This is a genomic window from Streptosporangium vulgare (genome assembly GCF_042428775.1).
In the GTDB taxonomy this organism is placed as follows: domain Bacteria; phylum Actinomycetota; class Actinomycetes; order Streptosporangiales; family Streptosporangiaceae; genus Streptosporangium; species Streptosporangium vulgare.
Genome location: NZ_JBHMBS010000013.1, coordinates 1 through 14,646, shown reverse-complemented (window position 1 = coordinate 14,646; position 14,646 = coordinate 1). Strand labels below are relative to the sequence as shown.

Sequence of the window (14,646 nt, the reverse complement as noted above, 5' to 3'; positions counted from 1 at the left end):
CGCCCTCGCGCGCCCAGCGGGACGGTGCGCCACCCACCCACCCACCCACCCCGCCCGCGCCGGCCTCCCAGTCCGGCGGCGTGTCCCACGGCGACATCTCTGTGACGTCCATCAGCGAGCCGGCACGGCAGGTCATCACACGAACCGCCGCGCCTTTCTTGCCCTTCCGTCCCTTTCGAAGGAGCTTTTGTCGTGAAACGCCTGTCTGTTGCCGCCGCGACTGCGGTAGGCCTGCTGCTGGCCACCACCTTGCCCGCGATGGCCGACGGCGCCACCGCGATCGGCGACGTCCAGCAGGCCATGGAGGCCCTGGCCGCGACGCCCGGCGTCGTGGGCGCCATTGGCGGTGCGTACGTGGACGGCAAGCTCGCCGGCCGGGGCACCGCCGGGACGCGGCTGCTCAACGGCGAGGGCGGGACCATCCCGGCGTCCTCCCGCTTCCGTATCGGCTCGCAATCCAAGACGATGGTGGCCACCGTGCTCCTCCAACTCGTCGGGGAGAGCAGGCTCGGCCTGGAGGACAAGCTCGCCGAACTGCTGCCCGAGGTGGCCGTCGGCGGGCTGGTGGAACGGGCCGACGAGATCACCGTTCGGCAGCTGGTCCAGCACACCTCCGGTATTCCCGACTGGTTCCACCGGAGCGGCTCGACCGCTCCGGCGTTCGACGTCTTCGACTTCACCACCTACTACCGGCCCATCGACATCGTGAAGATGACGCGGGGCCGGCCGCGCACCGGCGAGCCGGGCGAGACCTACACCTACTCCAACACCAACTACACCCTCATCGGCATGATCATCGAGAAGGTGACCAGGCAAACCCTGGCCCGCGAACTCGACCGGCGTCTCTTCCGCCCGCTCGGCATGACCGAGACCTACCAGGCCACCAAGCCCCCAGAAGGCATCAAGGGCACGCACGGGCACGGCTACTACCCCGACTCCACCGGCACCCTGCGCGACGTGCACCGCTTCAACGCCAGCTGGGGCAACGGCGCCGGCGGCGTCGTCTCGACTACGCGGGACGTCAGCGCCTTTCGGCGGGCCTTCGACCAGGGCAGGCTGCTGCCGCCGTCGCTGCAGGAGGTCCTCACCGGTGGCAGCGTGCGGCAGGGCACGGGCCTGTGCGCAGGAAAGCTGAAAGGCCAGATGCTCGGCGGTTCGGCGCCCGGCCTCGCCACACTGACCTTCGCCTCGGCCGACGGCCGGCAGCAGTTCGCCATCTCCGTCACGCGCAGCACCGCCGACGATAACGCCATCGTCCCCACGATGATCAAAACCGTCGAAGCCGTCCTCTGCCCGACGGCTTGAAGCCCCACTCGGCGCGCCCAGCCTGATAGACGTTGCGCAGCACCAACGCGAACTCGTCGGCCAGGTCCGGGAAAGCGCCACGACCCGCTCCACCGCTTGACCAGGTCGGCCTCCATGGCACGCAGCGCGTCCGCAGCAGCGAGAACTATGTGCCCCGCACCCTGCGCCGCACGTTCGTCTACCGGCTATGAGGAACGTTGCACTAGGGAGCAGGGAGTCAGGAGACGGGGGTGAGGCGGGCGAGGGGATCCGAGGCCGGGGTGGGGGCCACCCCGGCCCGGGCGGGTCAGGGGGCGGCGGCGGCCACGGCGGCCACGATCGCCTGGGGGTCCGTCCGCACGGACACGCCCTCGACGAGGACGGTCGGCGTGGCGCTCACCCCCCGCTCGACGGCCTTCCGCGTCACGTAGGCGGTCCAGTCGAGGTAGGCGCCCGCGCGTACGCACTCGCCGAACGCCGGGCCGGTGAGCCCGGCCGGGCCGCCGAGCTCGATCAGCTCGTCGTCGGTGAGTCCCGGTCCTCCCTCGGGAGGCTGGCCGGCGAAGAGCGCGCGGGCGTACTCGACGAACCTCCCGCCGTCCGAGGCGCAGGCGGAGGCCGCCGAAGCGCGGGAGGAGTACTGGTTGGTCGACAGCCTGTCCAGAAAGCCCACTGGATGACAGATCAGGCTGATCGCCCGGTCCTTCACCATCCCGTTCAGCGCCGGCCCGGACGTCCGCTCGAACGACTTGCAGAACGGGCACAGGAAGTCGACGTAGACGTCGACGGTGACCGGGCCCGTACCGACGACGATGCCGTCCCCGCCGGCGGAGGCGCCGGCCGGCACCCGGACGGGCGCCGTCGCCCGCTGTGGTCGCGCGCTCATGAGGTCCTCCTCGCGATGTTCGGGGAGAGACCCGGACCCGTGCGCCCGAGAACTCCCCTGTTCCTACCCACCCCCGGGTGCCGCAGCCTAAGAACAGGTCAAAGCCGGGATCACGGATCAGGCCTCGCGGTGCTCCCGGCACCGGCCGTTGCGCAGGCCCTCTCCGGCTCGGGGCCTCACCCGGGCCGCACCGGCCTGGAAAAATCCGCGCGTGCCCTCCGCCTCGGAACCCCACGCGCGCTCTCCGGTTCGAAACCCCACGCGGGCCCTCCGGCTCGGAAACCCATTTGTCACCGGCACCGCCCTCCCGGAAGGATCAGGTTTCCATGAGCCGTCCCGTCATCTCCGAGATCCCGACAGGCCCCGTGGCCGTCCCCGCCGTCGTCGCCGCGCTCGCCGGCGGCGACACCGTCACCCCGGTGTGGCGCAACGAGCTCGGCGGCCTGACGTTCCGCCTCGAAGGCGGGCACGGTGCCACCAGATACGCCAAATGGGTGCCCACCGGTACCCCGGAGATCGACCTCCCCGGCGAGGCGGAGCGCCTGACCTGGGCGCGGCGATGGGTGACCGTCCCGCGGGTCATCGAGCACGGCACGGACGCCGAGGGCGCGTGGCTGGTCACGGAGGCGGTTCCCGGCCGCTCGGCGGTGGATCCCCGGTTGAGCGCCGACCCGGCGACCGCAGCGGCAGCGATCGGCCACGGGCTGCGCCTGCTCCACGACGCCCTGCCCGTGGACCTGTGCCCGTACGACTGGAGCGTCGATCGGCGGCTCGTCCGCGCCGACGAACGCATCGCCGGCGGCGAGGGGCCGGACGACCGGTTCCCCGAGCACCGGCACCTGGGACTCGCGGAGGCGCGGGCCCGCATCGGGGAGCCGCCCGCCGTCGACCGCCTCGTCGTCTGTCACGGTGACGCGTGCGCCCCCAACACCCTGCTGCACGACGACGGCACGTTCGCCGCGCACGTCGACCTGGGCTCGCTCGGGGTGGCCGACCGGTGGGCGGACCTCGCGGTCGCGGCGTGGAGCATGGAGTGGGACTACGGCCCGGGATACGACGGCGTCGTGTACGACGCGTACGGGATCGTCCCCGACCAGGAGCGCCTCGCCTACTACCGCCTGCTCTGGGACATGGCCTGACCGGTCGCCCCCGCGAGTGCCCGGCACGGCGACCGCTCCCGCGAGGCCCCCGCCGCCCGGGGCGGGCCGGGATCGCCGGAGCCGCGCGGCCGGCGGGACGGAAGCCGTCAACAACGGGGTGGGGCGGAAACCGTGAACAACCGAGAAGACGGAAGCCGTGAACAAACCGGTGGGGGCGGAAGCCGTAAACAATCCGTAAACGGGTTCCGCCACGCTGAAGGCACATCGAAACAGCGGGCCGGACGGGCCGCCACCCCCGAGGAGCAGAACATGAGCAAGGTCGTCGCAATCATCTACATCTCGATGGACGGCGTCGTGGAGCAGCCCGCCTGGACCGGCCCGTACTGGAACGACGAGCACGCCAGGTTCCAGAGCGGCCAGCTGCACGCCAGCCGGGCGCTGCTGCTGGGACGCAAGACCTACGACGGCATGTCGCAGGCCTGGCCGAAGATGGAGGGCACGCCGGGGGCGGAGCAGATGAACAGCCTGCCCAAGTACGTCGCCTCGACCACCCTGCGAGACCCCGAGTGGAACGCCTCCGTGATCGAGGGGGACGTCGCCGAGGAGGTCGCCAAGCTCAAGGCCGAGGAAGGCCAGGACCTGCTGATCTACGGCAGCGGCGAGCTGGTCGCCTACCTGATCGAGCACACGCTCATCGACGAGCTGAAGCTCTTCCTGCACCCGGTCGTGGTCGGCTCCGGCAAGCGGCTGTTCCCCGACGGAGTCGCCACCTCCTCCTGGAAGCTGGCCGGCACCTCGGCCTTCAGCTCCGGCGCCATCGTCCTGGACTACCGTCCGGCCACCTGAGCGCCACCTTCCCGCGCGGGCTCACGAGCCCTCGCCCGCGCGGGCGCGGGCCACCAGGTCACGGGCGGCCTCCGGCCATCCGGGGACGTCGAACACGAAGCCCGCGCTGAGCAGCCGGCCCGGCACGACCCGGCGGCTCTTCAGCAGCAGTTCGGTGTCGCCGCGCAGCACGAACGCGCCGAGCTCGGCCATCCATCGCGTGGCGGGCAGCCCCACCCGCACGCCCGCCGCGTCGCGCAGGTCCGCCATGAACGCGCGGTACGGCAGCGGGCCGGGCGAGGCGAGGTTGACCGGTCCCGCGAGCTCGTCATGGGCCAGCAGGAACTCGACCGCCCGGACGAAGTCGCGGTCGTGGATCCAGGACATGTACTGCCGGCCACCGGCGACCGGTCCGCCGAGGCCCCATCTGGTCATCCGCCACAGCTGGTCGAACGCTCCGCCCCGGCCGGGTGCCATCACGATGCTCGTGCGCAGCGCGACCCTGCGGGTGTCCGGGGCCTGCGCCTCGGACAGCGCGCGTTCCCACTGCCGCGCGATGTCGACGCTGAAGGCCCAGTACGCCGGTACGCCGTCCTCGGTGCCGCCGATGACCCCCGTCGCCTCGTCGTTGGCCCGGTCGTGGCTGTGCGCGTAGATCGTGGCGGTGCTCATCTGCAGCCACACCCGCGGGGGTCTGGCCGCCGCGGCGATCGCCGTCCCCACGGCGGTGGCGGAGTCCACCCGCGAGGCCATCATCTCCCGCAGGTTGGACTCGGTGTACCGGCAGTTCACGCTGCGCCCGGCCAGATTGATCACCGCGTCGGCGCCGTCGACCTCGGCCGCCCAATCCCCGGTGCTCCGCCCGTCCCAGGGCACCGTACGAGCACCGGGCACCCGGGTGCCCGCGCGGCGGCTGACGACGACCACCTCGTGGCCCGCGTGCCCGAGGACGCCGGCGAGCAGGAGTCCTAGATGTCCGGTGCCACCAGGTATGACGATTTTCACCGTGCTCCCGTTTCCGGCCGCTCTGGACGCGTCGACCGCTGCCAGCTTTACACACGGCCGAAACGGTCACGCGTCCGCCCACGGGTCACGAGCGGTGTGCGAGGCGGGGAAGCCGGGCGCGCCGGTCCCGGTGCGGTTCGTCCCCAGGTAATCCTCCAGGTCATCCCCAGACCACCTCCGGCGGTTCCCCGACGGTGGTGGTGATCCACCGGATCGGGGCCGCGCCGCCGCCCGGTCGTGTGCGGACGTCATGACCCGGTACTCCTAGCTGACGGAGCAGATCGCGGACCCGATCACCGCCGTCACCGCCTCCGGGTGCGATATCAGGGTCAGGTGCGAGCCGCCGGGGAACTCGGTGACCTTCGAGCGCGCCCGGTAGGCCATGAACCGCTGCGAGGACGGGGTGATGATCCGGTCACCGGTGCTGATGAGATACCAGGAGGGGATCGTCTTCCACGCCGCGGCCTTCGACGGCGTCGAGAACGCGCTGGTCGAGGCGGGCCGCTGGGAGGCCCACAGGCGTACGGCGGTGTCCCGGGGCAGGTCCGAGGCGAACGAGCGGACGAAGGTGTCCCGCTTGAGGTACAGGTCCGTCGCTCCCCGGGGCGCCCCCGGGTAGGGCACCCTCTCGTAGAGGGAGGCGGGATCCGCGGAGAGGGCGGAGCCTCGGCCGCTGAGCCCGCCGGTGGTCTCCCCGGCGTCGGGCGCCGCCGCGTCGACGTACACCAGGGCCTTGACGTTCGGCACGTCCGCCGCGGCGTTCGTGATCACCGAGCCTCCGTAGGAGTGCCCGACGAGCACGATCGGGCCGGAGACGGTTCGCAGGAAGTCGGCGACGGACGCGGCGTCGTCGGTGAGGCCCCGGAGCGGGTTGGCGATGGCCCGCGCGACGTAACCCGCCCGGTGCAGGGCGTCCACCTCGCCGCCCCAGCTGGAGGTGCCGGCCCAGGCGCCGTGCACCATGACGACGGTGGGCTTGGCGCGTCCCTGTGACGGGCAGGGCAAGGGCTCGGTCGCGAGCGCCGCCGTGGCCGTTGCGGTCGCTGCGGCCGTCGTAGCCGTCGTAGCCGCCATGGTCGTTGCGGTCGCGGTGGTCGCCGTGGTCGCGGCGGTCGCGGTGGTCGTCGTGGCCGTCTGAGCGCCGGTCGCCGGCGACGCCATCGCGGACGCGGTGACGACGGCGAGTGCCACCGCGGGCGCGATCCCCCTGAACCGCCGACGGGTGCGTGCGGATTTCATCTTCCTCCCCCTCGCTGTGATGAGTGATCCTCAGGTTCCGGCGAGCGGTCCGGCGTCCCCGTGCCATCTTCCGGCCCCGCCGGGGAACCGGCCTCGGCGCGGGTCGTGGTGACGGCCGGATGGCCGGGCAGGTCGTGGAGCATCCCGGGCCGCTGGGTGCCCTGGCCGGGGTAGAGGAACGCGACGCTCATGCGGGGGCCCACGGGTCGTCCACCAGGCGTGGGCCGTGCTCGGTACGGGCCATGACGGGGCCGCCGGTGCGTGCCCACTCGGTGAGGCCGACCCCGCCGGACGGTGTCTCCAGCTGGCAGTCGACCTTGCCGGGCAGGGCGGCGAAAACGGCCGCCAGCCGGGTGACCAGGGGCCGGTCGATCCTGCGCGGTGCCCGGATCAGCAGGTCCAGGTCGCTTCCGGGGTGGGTGGCGGGCTTCCCGGTGGCCAGTTCGAAACCGACCCCGCCGATCGGGCCCCAGGCGGCGTCGGCCTCCAGCTCGGCGGCGAGCAGGAGGGTGACGGCGGAGAGGGTGACGGCGAGCAGGGGGAGCCAGGGCCTCCGCTCCCTCAGCTCCTCGGGCGGTACGGAACGGGTGACCGCGTCCCGGGGAACGAGGGCGGCGTGGCGCTGCCACCGCTCGGGCCCGCGGATGCCGACCGGGACGAGGCCGGGCGGATGCGGTGCCCGCCGTACGACCCCCCAGGGGCAGGCGGCGATCGACGCGGACACCCACCCCGGGGGCGTGTCCCCGAGTGCCGCGGCTCCGGAGAGCCGCAGCAGGTCGTGCGGGCGCGTGGTCACCGCCATCGGGCGGCGAGCGCGTCGCGGACACGGCGGGAGGCCGCCCGGGTTCGCCGGACGGCCGGGTCGGCGAGCAGGATGGGGGACAGGATGGGGGAGGGGCCCGGTGTCCGTTCCCCTGTCGCGGGCGCGCCACCGATGACGGTCATCGGCGGATCACCAGGTCCGGAACCGGACGGGCGGGTCCTACAGGTCCCCGGACCACACGTCCGTCAGGGAGGCCGGGGTGTCGTAGAGGTGGACGGGCGGGTCGTGCGGGTCCCCGGACCAGGCGATGAGATCCTCGATGCCGCGGGCCGTCGGCAGGGAGCGGTCCGCCCCGCGGACGTTCACCTCGAGGTCCTCCGGCAGTGCCACCAGGCCGTCGCGGCGCGGTTCCTCCACCCGCCGCTCGGTGATGTCGCGGCCGACGGGGTACCACCTTCGTGAGTGCCATCGCCTGCCCCCCAATTAATGTCCTTGGGGCTAATACCTCGCAAAAGATAAGAATTAACTCAAATCACGTTAAAACGTCACAGCCGGTGATCGGGGTTCGGCTTTCTTCGCCGCTGCGGGGAGCGGATGCGGGGGAAGGGGTACGCGGCGTCCAAGCCGGGCGGGAGAACCTCCCGAAGAGCCGAGCGGGAGGGCCTCCCGGGAGGCTTTCGTTCTCCCGGGAGGCCCTCCCGGGAGAACGAAAGCCTCCCGGCGAAGCAGGGGGCGACAGCTCCGGTCCCCGCCCGGTCGTGCGGACCTCGGCGGGCCGCTCAGCCGGGCCGCAGGTCCGGGGGAGGGCTGGACGGCGGCTCGAATCCGCCCGTCAGGACGGGACGCTTGGGCAGGACCCCGTCACCCGAGGAACGGCCCGTCAGGCGGCGGCGCAGCCAGGGGGTGAGGTGCGCCGAGGCCCAGCGGAGGTCGGCGAGCAGCGGCGGCCTGGTCACGGGCGGGCCCGGAGGGGGCGGGGCAGGGGCGGCGGCGCGGCCGAGCGCGGCCAGGACCTGGTCGGCGACCCGGCGGTGGCCCAGCGGGTTGAGGTGCAGGCGGTCGGAGCTCCACAGCCCGTGGTCGTCGAACGCCCGGTCGCCGAACAGGTCGACCAGGTAGGCCCCGTGCCGCTCGGCAACCTCCGTGACCAGGTCGTTCATCGCGACGATGCGAGGCCGCAGCACGTGGGGCAGCGGGAGCCGGACGCTCAGGTCGGGGAAGGTGAAGAGCAGCACGTCCGCGCCCGACGCGCGCAGGCGGGCGACCACCTGGTCGAAGCGGTCGCGCATCGTGGTCAGGTCGAAGCCGCGCCACAGCGCGTCGTTGCCGCCCGCGGCGATGCTGACAAGTGACGGGCTCATCGCGATCGCCACCTCGACCTGCTGCGCGACGACGTCGTCGAACCTGCGCCCCCGGATGGCCAGGTTCGCGTAGCCGAAGCCCGGCGCGTCGAGGTCCGCCGCCACGAGATCCGCCCAGCCGCGGAACGTGCCGTCGGGAAGCGGGTCGCCGACCCCTTCGGTGAAGCTGTCGCCGAGCGCGACGAAGCCGAAGTCCGTCACGGGGTCCACCGCGGGTCGCGTCCGGGGCGGGTGACCGGCCGCCGGCAGACCGGTGCGCCACCGGTGACGGTGGCGCTGACAGTGGCGGTGGCGGCGACCTTCCTCAGGGGGTCACTCACCCGCCGGTCGAGTTCGAGGATTTCCATGCGGCTCATCCTAGAAGCGGCGGCGGCCTGGTCCCGGGCCAGGGGACGACCGGCCGATCGTACCGAGACGGGCGTCGCTCCAGCCGTAGATCTTTCCCTCCGGACGGGCCGCCACGGTGTCGCGCGCGGTTGAGCGATGCCGGGCGCGGAATGATGGTCGGTGAGTTCGCCTGACCGTTGACGGGAGCCATGGATGCAGATCGGTGTCGTCTTTCCGCAGACCGAGATCGGCGCGGACGCGGGCGCGGTGCGCGCCTACGCGCAGGGGGCCGAGGAGCTCGGGTTCCGGCATCTGATGGCCTACGACCACGTCGTCGGTGCCGACCCGGAGGTCCACCAGGGCTGGAAGGGCGTCTACGACATAGAGGCGACCTTCCATGAACCGATGGTCCTCTTCGGGTATCTCGCCGCGCTGACCTCGCTGGAGCTCGTCACCGCGATCGTCATCCTGCCCCAGCGGCAGACGGTCCTGGTCGCCAAGCAGGCGGCGGAGGTCGATCTGCTCGCCGGTGGCCGGTTGCGGCTGGGCGTGGGCCTGGGGTGGAACCAGGTCGAGTACGAGGCCCTCGGCCAGGACTTCGGCACCCGGGGCAGGCGCGTCGAGGAGCAGGTGGAGTTGATGCGCCGCCTGTGGACCGAGCGGTCGGTCACCTTCGAGGGCACCTTCGACCGGGTGACCGGGGCGGGGCTGGCGCCGCTGCCGGTGCAGCGGCCGATCCCGCTCTGGTTCGGCGCGCAGTCGCCCCCGGCGTACCGGCGTGTCGGGCGGCTGGCCGACGGCTGGTTCCCGCAGGTGCCTCCCGGTCCGAAGCTGGACGAGGCCAGGGCGATGGTCGAGGAGGCCGCCGTACAGGCGGGACGCGACCCGTCGGCGCTCGGCATGGAGGGCCGGGCGGGCTGGATGGGCGACGCGGAGGAGGTGGGCGACCAGGTCCGCCGGTGGCGGGAGGCCGGCGCCACCCACCTCGCCGTCAACACCATGAAGGCGGGGCTGGGCTCGGTCGACGAGCACCTGGCCGCGCTGGCGGCCGTGGCCGACACGCTCGGGTTGCGTGAGGGCCGGACCGCCTGACCGGCGGGACCCGCCCTTCGCCCGCGGGTGGCTGGGCGTGGCGGAACCCGGAGCCTCGCCCGCGGGTGGTCAGCGTGGCTGGACCCGCCCTTCGCCTGCGGGCGGTTCGGCGCGGTGGGACCCGGAGCCTCGTCCATGGGCGGTTCGGCGTGGCGGGATCCGGTCTGCGTCCACGGGTGGTTCAGCGCGATGGGATCCTGCCGAGACCGGCGACGACCTCGAACGCGCGCTCGGGGAACGGGTCGTCGTCGACGGGACGCCAGTCCGCCGCCAGGACCAGTCCCGGTTCGAGGAGCTCGAACCCCTCGAACAGCTCGCCGACCTCGCGCATGGTGCGGAGCTGTACCGGGTTGCGGGTCTGCCCGTATACCGCCAGCCCGGCGGTCGCCTCGTCCTCCGGCATCGTGTCGGAACAGGCGTGGGTCAGCCCCAGGTAGCTGCCCGGCGCGAGGGCGTCACGCAGCCGGGCCATGAGGTCGTGCGCGGTGTCCCCGGTGACGAAGTGCCACACCGCGACGGTGAACACGCCGACCGGCCGGGTGAAGTCGAGCGTGGCCCGCACCCGGGGATGGTCGAGGATCTCCTGCGGCCTGCGCAGGTCCCCGTGGATCGTGAGCACGCCGGAGTGGTCCACGGTCGACTGGTTGTGCGTGACGACCGTCTGGTCGTTGTCGACGTACACCACGCGGGCGTCCGGGTGGACCCTCCGCACGACCTGGTGGAGGTTCGGGGGAGTGGGCAGGCCGCAGCCGATGTCCAGGAACTGGTCGATACCGGCGTCGGCCATGACCCTGGCGGACCGCAGCAGGAACCCGCGGTTGGCCCGGCACGCGTCGGGGACCGTCGGGAAATGGGCCACCAGCATCTTGACGGCCTCCCGGTCCGCCGCGAAGTTCTCCTCGCCGCCGAGCATGACGTCATACATACGGGCCGCACTCGCCTGCGATGCGTCACTGTGATGGGTCACTGGGCGCCTTTCGGTGGAGGTGTGGGGTCGTCCATGACGTGAATGCGGTCACAGATCCTCATCAGGAGCGCTGTCGTGTCACCACTCTCGCGGGCCGCGACCGAGAGCCGGTCGAACGTGATGGCGTGCTCCTCCCGGAGGGACCGTTCGGCGACCTCGTCCTTCTCCCCGTGTACGGCGATCATCTGGGGCCGGCCGTAACCGCGGCGGAAGATCGTGAAAGGCCCGTACCCGGGGACGAACCGTGAGCCCATCGGATTCACCTGGATGCTGATGCCCTTCATCTGGGCCGAGGCGGTCAGCGCGATGAGCTGGCGGATGTGCGCGTCGACCCCCGCGATCGGCCGCCACAGCACGGGCTCCTCGATCACGGCCCACAGCACGGGCCGGTCGGCGCCGGCGAGCACCCTCTGGCGGCGCAGCAGCTGCTCCACGCTTCTCTCGACGTGGAGGGGCGGGGCCGGGTAACGGCTCATCCGGTAGATGGCCGCCGCGTACTCCGGGGTCTGCAGCAGCGGCGGGATGACGAACGGCTGGTAGGTGCGGATGAGGTCCGCGGTCTGTTCCAGGCGCATCACCACCGCCGCGTCCAGCGGGAGCTCCTTGCTGTCCCACCAGCCCGGCGTGCGTTCGCCGAACGCCACGGACAGCAGCATCTCCTGCTGGTACGGGTCCCTGACGCCGTACAGGGTGAAGAGGTCGCGTAGATCGTCCCGGCGGAAGCCCCGCTGCCCGGTCTCCATCCGGCTGATCTTCGACTCGCTGGCCCGGATGGCCTTGCCCGCCTCGGCGGCGGTCAGGTTGCACTGGAGCCGGAGCTGCCGCAGCCGGGCACCGACGATCTGGCGCGCCATGTCGCCGACCTCGGCTTGAGCGCTCACATCCCCTCCGCGTGTCTCCGCCCGCCGGACGATCAGTGGGAACCCCCCGCTCCCTCGACTTGCCACGGCAAGATCACCTGGAAAGAGAAATCGAGGCTATTGCTTATTTTCTTCTGGTGTCCAGGGATTTCGAATACCGCTCCACGAAATTTCAAGATCACAAAACTTGCGGGAGGCGCGTCCGGCCAAGGCCCGCCCGCACCTCGACAGGGCGGCGGAGCGGCGCCCCGCGGCGGGTCGGCCCGCGGTGGACGCCGCGGTGATGCGGACTGGACGGCGTTGATGGAGCCGCGCGGTCACCGTCGCCAGGAACGCGGCCGGGCTGATCGCCGCGCCGCGGTCACAGGTCTGCCGGCGCAGCCAGACCTCCTGCACCAGGTCCTCGGCCTCGACGGCGCTGCCCGGCATCCGGTGCGCGATCCCGAACAGGCGGGGCCGCGAGTCTGCGAAGACCGCCGCGGCCCGTTCGAGATCTTCCGATCCGCCGGATTCGTTCGCCGGCGTGGTATCGGCCACGGTCATCGCCCCTTTAACCTCTGTTCGCACCCTATCGGTGGCCCCGCGTCCCGGGCCGGCGCTCCCCGGCCGCGGGCTTCCCGTGACGGGCGTCCCGGGCCTCCGGGGCGTCCGGGAGGGAGCCGTCCGTCCGGAACCGCCCGGCCCGGCGATCCCGGTCCTTGGGGCCCCGGCGGCGGATCTCCGGCACCGGCGTCACGGATCGAGAGGCTGTCCTGTCTTCCCGCAGGACGGAGTCATGAAGCGACAGGAGCGAGACCTTGACACCAGCGAGTACCAGCAGCCCGATCCGGGTCCGGATGAGGGCGCGTCCGACCGACGAGCCGCACCGCGCCTCCAGTCCTCTCGAACTCCTGTTCGACCTTACCTTCGTGGTCGCGATCGCTGCCGTCACCGCCCGGTTCGCGCACACCGTCGCCGACGGTCACGGCCCGGCCGGGCTCGTCCCCTTCCTCCAGGTCTTCTTCGCGATCTGGTGGGCGTGGATGAACTTCACCTGGTTCGCCTCCTCGTACGACACCGACGACGTCGCCTACCGGCTGCTGACCATGGTGCAGATGGCCGGTGTGCTGGTCCTCGCCGCAGGTGTGCCGGCGGCGGCCGACGACTCCGACTACCGCGCCGTCACGCTGGGCTACCTCATCATGAGGATCGGGCTCGTCGCCCAGTGGCTGCGGGCCGGGGCCGAGGACGCGCCGGGCCGCCGTACCGCGCTGCGCTACGCCGCGGGCATCGCCGTCGTGCAGGTGGGCTGGGTGCTCCGCCTCCTCCTCTCGCAGGCGGGCGTCCTGCCGTCGTCCACCCTGCTGCCGTTCTTCGCCGGCCTGGTCGTGCTGGAGCTCGCCGTGCCACGGTGGGCGGAGCGGGCCGGGGCCACCACCTGGCATCCGCACCACATCGCCGAGCGCTACGGCCTGTTCACGATCATCCTGCTCGGTGAGAGCGTCCTCGCCGCGACCACGGGAGTCAAGGGGGTGCTGGAGGCGGCCGAGCTCAGCGGTTCCCTCGTCGTCGTCGCGGTGTCCGGGCTCGTCCTGCTGTTCGCCCTGTGGTGGCTGTACTTCCTCGCGCCCGTCGGCGAGGGCCTCATCGACCGTCGCCATCGCTCCTACCTGTGGGGATACGGCCACTATGGCATCTTCGCGGCCCTGGCGGCCCTCGGCGCCGGGCTGGAGGTCGCGGTCGAGCAGAGCGGGCACGCCCTCGCGGCGTCCCCCCTGGCGGTCTGCTACGCCGTCGCGATCCCGGTCGCGGTGTTCCTCGCGCTGCTCTGGCTGGTCCACGCCCCCATCCTGGCGGAGCCCGTCATCCGCCCCGCCGTGCTCCTGGGCTGCGTCACCGCCGTCCTGCTGCTGCCGTCCGCGGCGCCGTGGACCGGGGTGTCCGCCGTGGTCGCGGCGATCGCGACCGTCTGCGTCCTGCTGATCGCCGTCACCATCGTTCCCGGGTCCGGTGAGGAAGACCGATCCATGGAGGAAGCCCCTGGGTGATCCGGCCGAAGCCGGTGGTGGTGTCGCCCGCCCCGCCGGACACCGCGTCAGGGTCCGCCGCCTCGGGGCATGGCGCCGGAAGCGGGGCGGGACTGGAATCCGGGCGGCGCGCGCCGGGCCCGGAGCCGCCGTCCCCCGCCCCCGTCCCCCGTCGCCTGGGTCCGCCGGGTGCCGCTGCCGCGTGCCCTCAGAAGCGTGACCTCGCCCGAACGCGGCGTGCTCTCGGGGGGGCGTGACCTCGCCCGAACGCCGCGCGCTTTCAGGGGCGTGACCTCGCCGAAAGCGCCCGCCCGGCCACCGCCTGCGGCCACGAGGATCACGGAGGCTCACGGCTTCACGTTTCCGGTGTGATTAGACCGTAATAAGGCGATCGCTTGACGGCATGGTTGTTAGCGTTCACAGTCTTGTCCAACGCAAGATGAGGAGCGGCCGTGCAGACAAGTGTGGGGCTCCACCCGCCGGTGGCTGCCGAGGCGTCCGGGTCGGCGAGCGTGTCGCGCCGGACGGTCTCCTGGATGCTCAACAAGCCTCCGGGCGCGCGCAGAACGGGCGTCCGGAAACCGCGGAGCCGCGAAGCGACGCGGTGCCGACGTGCTGCCGTGGCGGGTTCACGCGGCGGGCGCGTCATGTGAACATCTCGTGCGCGCCCTCGATCACCCTGCGGGTGAACGGCACTCAGCCGAGGTAGCCGTCAATTCGGACGACCAGCACCATTCATGGTCTTCCGGTTCAAAATGTTAACGCTCACATAAAGGACACCCCCCATGTTCCGAAAAGTCTCAGCATTCGTCCTGGCGGGCGTCATCGCCACGGCGATGACGGGTTGCGGTGGCTCCAGCACCCCGGGTGCCTCCACCGACACCGGCAAGGTCGCCGACGACGGCAAGATCACGATGGGTTTCTCCCAGGT

Annotated in this window: 16 protein-coding genes; 5 read left to right on the top strand and 11 right to left on the bottom strand. The window is 72.1% G+C overall.

Features of this window, described 5'->3' with window-relative positions; translation table 11 throughout:
* The first annotated feature begins 192 nt into the window (after nucleotides 1–192).
* Complete coding sequence (locus tag ACFFRH_RS25775; RefSeq protein ID WP_386160143.1) at nucleotides 193–1,305, top strand: serine hydrolase domain-containing protein; 1,113 nt, start codon at nucleotides 193–195, stop codon at nucleotides 1,303–1,305.
* A 286-nt stretch (nucleotides 1,306–1,591) separates the two neighbouring features.
* On the opposite strand, the gene ACFFRH_RS25770 is transcribed toward ACFFRH_RS25775, so the two are convergent.
* The gene (locus ACFFRH_RS25770; RefSeq protein ID WP_386160141.1) at nucleotides 1,592–2,170 is read right to left on the bottom strand and encodes a DsbA family protein; all 579 of its coding nucleotides are present in this window, start codon (nucleotides 2,168–2,170) and stop codon (nucleotides 1,592–1,594) included.
* A 326-nt stretch (nucleotides 2,171–2,496) separates the two neighbouring features.
* Here ACFFRH_RS25770 and ACFFRH_RS25765 point away from each other — a divergent pair, with 326 nt between their 5' ends.
* A complete protein-coding gene (locus ACFFRH_RS25765; RefSeq protein WP_386160139.1) occupies nucleotides 2,497–3,309 on the top strand; it encodes an aminoglycoside 3'-phosphotransferase in 813 nt (270 codons plus the stop codon).
* A 270-nt stretch (nucleotides 3,310–3,579) separates the two neighbouring features.
* Complete coding sequence (locus tag ACFFRH_RS25760; protein ID WP_386160137.1) at nucleotides 3,580–4,116, top strand: dihydrofolate reductase family protein; 537 nt, start codon at nucleotides 3,580–3,582, stop codon at nucleotides 4,114–4,116.
* 21 nt (nucleotides 4,117–4,137) lie between these two features.
* Here the strand turns inward: ACFFRH_RS25760 and ACFFRH_RS25755 are convergent, their stop codons facing one another.
* The 7 genes from ACFFRH_RS25755 to ACFFRH_RS25725 form a co-directional block, all read right to left on the bottom strand.
* Nucleotides 4,138–5,100 (bottom strand): epimerase, encoded by a 963-nt coding sequence (locus ACFFRH_RS25755; RefSeq protein ID WP_386160135.1) that lies wholly within the window; start codon nucleotides 5,098–5,100, stop codon nucleotides 4,138–4,140.
* A gap of 264 nt (nucleotides 5,101–5,364) precedes the next feature.
* Nucleotides 5,365–6,339, bottom strand: coding sequence for an alpha/beta hydrolase (locus tag ACFFRH_RS25750; protein ID WP_386160133.1), 975 nt, complete (start codon nucleotides 6,337–6,339; stop codon nucleotides 5,365–5,367).
* 187 nt (nucleotides 6,340–6,526) lie between these two features.
* Nucleotides 6,527–7,141: a malonate decarboxylase holo-ACP synthase gene (locus ACFFRH_RS25745; RefSeq protein ID WP_386160131.1), complete on the bottom strand. Its 615-nt coding sequence runs from the start codon at nucleotides 7,139–7,141 to the stop codon at nucleotides 6,527–6,529.
* Complete coding sequence (locus ACFFRH_RS25740; RefSeq protein ID WP_386160129.1) at nucleotides 7,132–7,284, bottom strand: hypothetical protein; 153 nt, start codon at nucleotides 7,282–7,284, stop codon at nucleotides 7,132–7,134. Before ACFFRH_RS25740 ends, ACFFRH_RS25745 begins: the two co-directional genes overlap by 10 nt.
* Before the next feature lie 37 nt (nucleotides 7,285–7,321).
* Nucleotides 7,322–7,585, bottom strand: coding sequence for a malonate decarboxylase subunit alpha (locus tag ACFFRH_RS25735; protein ID WP_386160127.1), 264 nt, complete (start codon nucleotides 7,583–7,585; stop codon nucleotides 7,322–7,324).
* 296 nt (nucleotides 7,586–7,881) lie between these two features.
* Nucleotides 7,882–8,664, bottom strand: a complete 783-nt coding sequence (locus ACFFRH_RS25730) for an SGNH/GDSL hydrolase family protein (RefSeq protein WP_386160125.1) — start codon at nucleotides 8,662–8,664, stop codon at nucleotides 7,882–7,884.
* Nucleotides 8,661–8,810 carry a hypothetical protein gene (locus ACFFRH_RS25725; protein ID WP_386160123.1) on the bottom strand — a complete coding sequence of 50 codons (150 nt, stop codon included), beginning with the start codon at nucleotides 8,808–8,810 and terminating at the stop codon, nucleotides 8,661–8,663. Before ACFFRH_RS25725 ends, ACFFRH_RS25730 begins: the two co-directional genes overlap by 4 nt.
* Nucleotides 8,811–9,003: 193 nt before the next feature.
* Here ACFFRH_RS25725 and ACFFRH_RS25720 point away from each other — a divergent pair, with 193 nt between their 5' ends.
* The gene (locus ACFFRH_RS25720; protein ID WP_344745782.1) at nucleotides 9,004–9,882 is read left to right on the top strand and encodes an LLM class F420-dependent oxidoreductase; all 879 of its coding nucleotides are present in this window, start codon (nucleotides 9,004–9,006) and stop codon (nucleotides 9,880–9,882) included.
* Nucleotides 9,883–10,063: 181 nt separating this feature from the next.
* On the opposite strand, the gene ACFFRH_RS25715 is transcribed toward ACFFRH_RS25720, so the two are convergent.
* From ACFFRH_RS25715 to ACFFRH_RS25705, 3 genes are all read right to left on the bottom strand, one after another.
* Nucleotides 10,064–10,849 (bottom strand): SAM-dependent methyltransferase, encoded by a 786-nt coding sequence (locus ACFFRH_RS25715; RefSeq protein ID WP_344745781.1) that lies wholly within the window; start codon nucleotides 10,847–10,849, stop codon nucleotides 10,064–10,066.
* Complete coding sequence (locus tag ACFFRH_RS25710) at nucleotides 10,846–11,730, bottom strand: helix-turn-helix domain-containing protein (RefSeq protein ID WP_344745780.1); 885 nt, start codon at nucleotides 11,728–11,730, stop codon at nucleotides 10,846–10,848. The genes ACFFRH_RS25715 and ACFFRH_RS25710 overlap by 4 nt, the downstream gene beginning before the upstream one ends.
* Before the next feature lie 96 nt (nucleotides 11,731–11,826).
* On the bottom strand, nucleotides 11,827–12,252 hold the full coding sequence (locus ACFFRH_RS25705; RefSeq protein WP_344745779.1) for a sigma factor: 426 nt from the start codon (nucleotides 12,250–12,252) through the stop codon (nucleotides 11,827–11,829).
* 254 nt (nucleotides 12,253–12,506) lie between these two features.
* Here ACFFRH_RS25705 and ACFFRH_RS25700 point away from each other — a divergent pair, with 254 nt between their 5' ends.
* Nucleotides 12,507–13,736 carry a low temperature requirement protein A gene (locus tag ACFFRH_RS25700; protein WP_344745778.1) on the top strand — a complete coding sequence of 410 codons (1,230 nt, stop codon included), beginning with the start codon at nucleotides 12,507–12,509 and terminating at the stop codon, nucleotides 13,734–13,736.
* Nucleotides 13,737–14,646 lie beyond the last annotated feature (910 nt).

Coding starts and splice junctions, on each gene's coding strand:
- ACFFRH_RS25770 (WP_386160141.1), bottom strand. CDS start 2,170: ATGAGCGCGCGACCACAGCGGGCGACGGCGCCCGTCCGGGTGCCGGCC.
- ACFFRH_RS25765 (WP_386160139.1), top strand. CDS start 2,497: ATGAGCCGTCCCGTCATCTCCGAGATCCCGACAGGCCCCGTGGCCGTC.
- ACFFRH_RS25760 (WP_386160137.1), top strand. CDS start 3,580: ATGAGCAAGGTCGTCGCAATCATCTACATCTCGATGGACGGCGTCGTG.
- ACFFRH_RS25750 (WP_386160133.1), bottom strand. CDS start 6,339: ATGAAATCCGCACGCACCCGTCGGCGGTTCAGGGGGATCGCGCCCGCG.
- ACFFRH_RS25745 (WP_386160131.1), bottom strand. CDS start 7,141: ATGGCGGTGACCACGCGCCCGCACGACCTGCTGCGGCTCTCCGGAGCC.
- ACFFRH_RS25740 (WP_386160129.1), bottom strand. CDS start 7,284: ATGACCGTCATCGGTGGCGCGCCCGCGACAGGGGAACGGACACCGGGC.
- ACFFRH_RS25725 (WP_386160123.1), bottom strand. CDS start 8,810: ATGGAAATCCTCGAACTCGACCGGCGGGTGAGTGACCCCCTGAGGAAG.
- ACFFRH_RS25720 (WP_344745782.1), top strand. CDS start 9,004: ATGCAGATCGGTGTCGTCTTTCCGCAGACCGAGATCGGCGCGGACGCG.
- ACFFRH_RS25705 (WP_344745779.1), bottom strand. CDS start 12,252: ATGACCGTGGCCGATACCACGCCGGCGAACGAATCCGGCGGATCGGAA.